The sequence below is a fragment of the Microcystis sp. M53603_WE2 genome, from assembly GCF_030065435.1.
Genome location: NZ_JASJFF010000847.1, coordinates 1 through 6,166 on the forward strand (window position 1 = coordinate 1; position 6,166 = coordinate 6,166).

Genomic DNA, 6,166 nt, shown 5'->3' on the forward strand with positions numbered 1-6,166 from the left:
CGATGCTAACCGGATTCGCATCAAAGTGGCGGATGAAGACAAAGAGATTTTTGGCAAGAGCGAGATCGAGTACGAAATTCAGAAATATCAACGCTCTAACCAAGATACCTGCCTAAATCAGCGTCCTTTAGTCTATCAAGGGGAACAAGTTGTGCCAGGGCAGATCCTCGCCGATGGTTCCGCCACCGAAGGAGGAGAAATCGCCCTCGGCCAGAATATCCTCGTCGCCTATATGCCCTGGGAAGGCTATAACTACGAAGACGCGATTTTAATCAGCGAAAGACTGGTGGCACAAGACACCTACACCAGTATCCACATTGAAAAATACGAAATCGAAGCTCGTCAAACTAAACTCGGACCTGAGGAAATCACCAGGGAAATTCCCAACGTCGGTGAAGATGCCCTGCGAAACCTCGATGAACGCGGCATTATTCGCATCGGGGCCTGGGTAGAAGCCAGCGATATCCTCGTGGGGAAAGTCACCCCGAAAGGCGAATCAGACCAACCCCCCGAAGAAAAACTACTGCGGGCAATTTTCGGCGAAAAAGCCCGGGATGTACGGGATAACTCCCTCCGCGTCCCCAACGGCGAAAAAGGCCGGGTAGTGGATGTGCGGGTATTTACCCGCGAACAGGGAGATGAATTACCCCCCGGGGCCAATATGGTGGTACGGGTTTACGTTGCCCAAAAACGCAAAATCCAAGTGGGCGATAAAATGGCGGGTCGTCACGGCAATAAAGGGATTATTTCTCGGATTCTGCCCCTGGAAGATATGCCCTACCTCCCCGATGGTCGTCCCGTCGATATCGTTCTCAATCCCCTAGGGGTTCCCAGTCGCATGAACGTCGGTCAGGTGTTTGAATGTTTACTGGGTTGGGCTGGCGAAAATCTGGGCGTGCGCTTTAAGATTACTCCTTTTGACGAAATGTATGGGGAAGAAGCCAGCCGTTTAACCGTCCACGGATTGCTAGAAAACGCCTCGAAAAAACCTAATCGCGATTGGGTGTTCAAGGAAGAACACGCCGGCAAAGTCACCGTCTATGATGGTCGCACCGGCGAACCCTTTGACCGTCCCGTTACCGTCGGTATGGCCTATATGTTAAAACTGGTTCACCTGGTTGATGATAAGATTCACGCCCGTTCTACCGGTCCCTACTCCTTGGTTACTCAGCAACCCTTGGGCGGTAAAGCTCAACAGGGGGGTCAGCGCTTCGGAGAAATGGAAGTCTGGGCCCTAGAGGCCTACGGGGCGGCCTATACCTTGCAGGAATTGCTAACGGTAAAATCCGATGATATGCAAGGACGGAATGAGGCTTTAAATGCGATCGTAAAAGGCAAGCCGATTCCCCGCCCGGGTACGCCAGAATCCTTTAAGGTTTTGATGCGAGAATTGCAATCCCTCGGCCTCGATATCGCCGTTCACAAGGTGGAAAATGCCCCCGATGGTACTTCCCGCGATGTGGAGGTGGATCTGATGGTCGATGTCGGTCGTCGCGCCCCCTCTCGCCCCACCTACGAATCTTTAACCACGGAAGACTTTGAGGAAGAAGAATCGGAAGTGTAATTTCAGTGATCAGTAATCAGTAATCAGTTATCAGTGAGAAGTCAGGAGTCAGGAGACAGGAGACAGGAGAGAATTTTCCAGGAAAAAGCAAAAAAAAGGACAGTAAAGTAAAAATTTGCCTATTCCCCGTTCCCTATTCCCTGTTTCCTGTTCCCTTTTCTAACTGATAGCTGAATGCTGAATGCTGATAGCTAATAGCTGTTTACTTGTTACTGGGATCGAGATGTTTTATAACCAAACTGTTGACAAAGGAAAACTGAAAAAACTGATCGCTTGGGCCTATCAAAACTACGGTTCGGCGCGCTGTTCACAAATGGCCGATGAATTGAAAAACCTCGGGTTTCGTTTCGCTACCAAAGCAGGGGTTTCCATTAGTGTGGATGATTTAACCGTACCGCCGGCTAAACGACAAATGATCGAAAGTGCCGAACAGGAAATCCGGCAAACCGAACAGCGTTATGTGCGCGGGGAAATCACCGAAGTGGAACGCTTCCAAAAAGTAATTGATACTTGGAATAGTACATCTGAATCGCTTAAAGATGAAGTAATTCGCAACTTCCAAGTGACCGATCCCCTCAACTCCGTCTATATGATGGCTTTCTCCGGGGCGCGGGGCAATATGAGCCAAGTGCGTCAGTTAGTGGGAATGCGGGGATTAATGGCTAATCCCCAGGGGGAAATTATTGACCTCCCGATTAAGACTAACTTCCGGGAAGGATTGACCGTTACCGAATACGTTATTTCCTCCTACGGGGCGCGCAAAGGTTTAGTTGATACCGCCCTACGGACGGCAGATTCCGGTTATCTGACCCGTCGTCTAGTGGATGTGTCCCAAGATGTCATCGTCCGCGAGGCAGATTGTGGCACCAATCGTTACATCGAATTAACTGCTATGACCGATGGCGATCGCGTGTTAATTCCCTTAAGCGATCGCCTATTAGGTCGTTCCTTGGCCGAAGATGTGGTGGTCAAGGGAGAAGTGATCGCCACCCGCAACCAGATTATCGATGATGAAACCGCCGAAAAACTGGGCAAACTGGTCGATAAAATCAAAGTCCGCAGCCCCTTAACCTGTGAAGCAGCCCGCTCAGTTTGCCAAACCTGTTACGGTTGGAGTCTGGCCCACGGTCATCCGGTGGATATGGGGGAAGCAGTGGGGATTATTGCAGCCCAATCGATCGGGGAACCGGGAACTCAGTTAACCATGCGTACCTTCCACACTGGGGGCGTATTTACCGGAGAAGTGGCCCGGCAAGTGCGGAGTCCCTTCGAGGGAACCGTGCGTTTTCTGCCGGGGTTAAGTATCCGTAACGTGCGAACTCGCCACGGGGATGAACGGGACCAGGTGGAGGCGCCGGGGGAAATTAAATTAACACCCAAGGATAAAACTAAAGAAACTGTCACCTACTCTTTGACTCCGGGATCACTGCTATTTGTCACCGATGGGGCAACGGTAAGCGAGGAACAGTTACTAGCGGAAATAACCTCCGATAAAGTCCAAAAATCCACGGAAAAAGCCACAAAAGACGTAACCAGTGACTTAGCCGGCGAGGTGCTATTCTCGCAATTAGTCCCAGAGGAAAAAACCGATCGCCAAGGCAATACCACCCGCATCGCCCAACGGGGGGGATTACTATGGATTCTCTCCGGAGAAGTGTATAACTTGCCAACCGGGGCTGAACCCGTGGTCAGTAACGGCGATCAAGTACAAGTGGGGGATGTTCTAGCGGAAACTAAGTTAGTATCCACTAACGGCGGTTTGGTGCGTTTAGCCCCCAATAGCCGGGAAATCGATATCGTCACCGCTTCCGTGTCTTTGGATCAGGCCGAAGTAAAAGTGGAAAGTAGCGCTGGTCGGGAACAATTTATTATTCATTCGGTCGATGGTCAGCGCTTCCTGCTGAAAACCACTCCGGGGACAAAGGTACAGAATCATGCTATTGTCGCCGAGTTAATCGATGATCGCTATCAAACCCACACCGGCGGGATGATTAAATACGTCGATATCGAAGTCGCCAAAGGCAGCCGCAAACAGGGTTATGAAATCACCAAAGGCGGCACGATCCTCTGGATTCCCGAAGAAACCCACGAAGTCAATAAAGATATCTCCCTCTTACAGGTGGAAGATGGGCAGTATGTGGAAGCAGGGGAAGAAGTGGTTAAAGACATCTTCTGTAACTCTAGCGGTGTGGTGGAAGTCATCCAGAAAAATGACATCCTCCGGGAGATCATTGTCAAACCGGGGCTGTTATTTATGGATCTCGAACCGGAATCCTCCGGAATTGCCCAAGAACAGTTAATTTACCCAGGGACACAGTTGACTCCTGAAGTCACGATCGAGGAGTTGCGGCAAGCGGAATGGGTGGAAACTAACGAGGGTTTGGGATTACTGCTGCGACCAGTACAGGAGTTCGCCGTAGAAGACCAATCCACTTCTCCCACCCAAGGTTCCGCTAACCAAGAAGGAGGACGACATATCGAACTGCGATCGGTGCAGCGCATTTTCTTTAAAGACGGGGAAAGAGTTAAATCCGTCGAGGGTTGTCAACTGATCAGCACCCAATTAGTCCTAGAAATTTCTAGCGAAGAACCGGAATCGGTCTCCCATCTGACGGCCGATATCGAGTTAGAACCGATTGAGGACAGGGATTGTCAGCGTTTACAGTTAGTTATTCTCGAATCTCTGGTGCTGCGTCGAGATAGTGATAATGATCCTTTAGGGGGTAATATTCAGACTCGCGTTCTCGTCCAAGATGGCGATGAAATTCCACCGGGGGCAGTGGTGGCCAGAACCGAAATCCAGTGTAAGGAAGCTGGAGAAATTCGCGGGATTCGCAAGGGCAGCGAAGCGGTGCGCCGTCTTTTAATTGTGAGTGACCGTGACGAGTTTATTCTCCCGCTCGCTGTTGCTCCCACCGTCAAAGCTGGGGATCTGGTAATCGCCGAAGCTGAGATCGCTGCCGGAGTTTTAGCCCCCAATTCCGGTCAAGTGCTGGCCGTTGACAAAACCGCCACTGGCTATGAAATCCGTCTGCGTAAGGCCCGACCCTACCGAGTATCGGCGGGGGCCATTCTGCACATCGACGAGGGAGATCTGGTCCAACGGGGCGATAATTTGGTGCTGTTGGTGTTTGAGCGCTCGAAAACCGGGGATATCATTCAAGGTTTACCGAGAATCGAAGAACTGCTCGAAGCGCGTAAACCGAAAGAGGCCTGTGTCCTGGCACGCAAGCCGGGAGTTTGTCAAGTGGAGTACCAAGATTCTGAGATCGTCGATATTAAGGTGGTCGAGGATGACGGCACGATCAGTGAATATCCGCTTTTAGGCAGTCAAAACCCCCTGGTGAGCGATAATCAGCGTATCGATGCGGGTCAGGCGTTAACCGATGGTCAGGCTAATCCCCACGAGATTTTAGAGGTGTTCTTTAATTATTATGTGGATAGCCTGGGCAGTTACGAGGCGGCCCTGAAAGCCTTGGAAAAAACCCAGATGTTCCTCGTCGATCAGGTACAGTCGGTTTATCAATCCCAAGGGATCGATATTGCCGATAAACATATTGAAGTGATCGTGCGTCAGATGACCTCTAAGGTGCGGATCGATGACGGCGGCGATACCAGTATGTTACCTGGGGAATTGTTGGAACTGCGACAGGTGGAGACGGTCAACGAAGCCATGTCGATCACCGGTGGGGCGGCAGCTAAATATACGCCTGTACTACTGGGGATAACCAAAGCTTCCTTGAATACCGATAGCTTTATCAGTGCCGCCTCCTTCCAAGAAACCACCCGCGTCCTCACCGAAGCGGCGATCGAAGGCAAGTCCGACTGGTTACGGGGTCTCAAGGAAAACGTGATTATCGGTCGTCTGATTCCGGCGGGTACTGGCTTCAATTCCCACGAAAACACGGCGGGGATCAGCGATTACACCCCCCCAGAGGAGGAATATAACTACAACAATCGTAGCTATTACGCTCCCCCCGGCGGCCTCGGCTTGCCCCCTCGTCCCGGTTTCGGCGATAGTAGTGACGATAGCGATATGATTCTTGACGATCAAACCGCTCGCGCCTACGCTGAGGGTGATGTGGTCGATTTAGAGGATGATGAGATGGCTTTCCTCTCCTCCCGCGGCAGCAGTCGCTTTAGTCGCCAACCCATCAGCGATCGCTGGTCAGAAGCTGATGAGGAAGGGGAGGAGGACGATTTCGAGGAGGATTACGAAGAAGAAGAATAATCGTCTGTCGAGATATTACAAGGAGCAACGGGAGACACGGGGAGGCAAGGGCAATTTTTCTAGAGAAAAACCCTTGTTATCCCCCAAAAATCTCCTGCTTCTCTCCCCAAACTCCCTAATTTTCTGGCTAATTCACACTAAATCCGGTTATTAAAGACTGATTATCTATTGCCCCTTTTGCCGTTCGGCTGATCTCACGGCCTTTTGCCTTTTGCCTTTTGCCTTTTGCCTGTCCTAATATGTAGCCTATACTCAACGGATTTAGTATGAATTAGCCAAAAAATTAGGGAGTTTGGGGAGAAAAGCAGGAGATTTTTGGGGGATAACAAGGGTTTTTTTCTAGAAAAATTGCCCTTGCTTCCCCATATCTC

At 50.7% G+C, this 6,166-nt stretch carries 2 protein-coding genes; both read left to right on the forward strand.

The genetic code is table 11. The features are described 5' to 3' along the window. Positions 1-1,564, forward strand: a 1,564-nt coding sequence (locus tag PX481_RS17975) for a DNA-directed RNA polymerase subunit beta (protein ID WP_502888615.1), incomplete at its 5' end; no start/stop codon positions are given. A 223-nt stretch (positions 1,565-1,787) separates the two neighbouring features. Continuing rightward, positions 1,788-5,795 carry a DNA-directed RNA polymerase subunit beta' gene (locus tag PX481_RS17980; RefSeq protein WP_288095308.1) on the forward strand — a complete coding sequence of 1,336 codons (4,008 nt, stop codon included), beginning with the start codon at positions 1,788-1,790 and terminating at the stop codon, positions 5,793-5,795. Positions 5,796-6,166 lie beyond the last annotated feature (371 nt).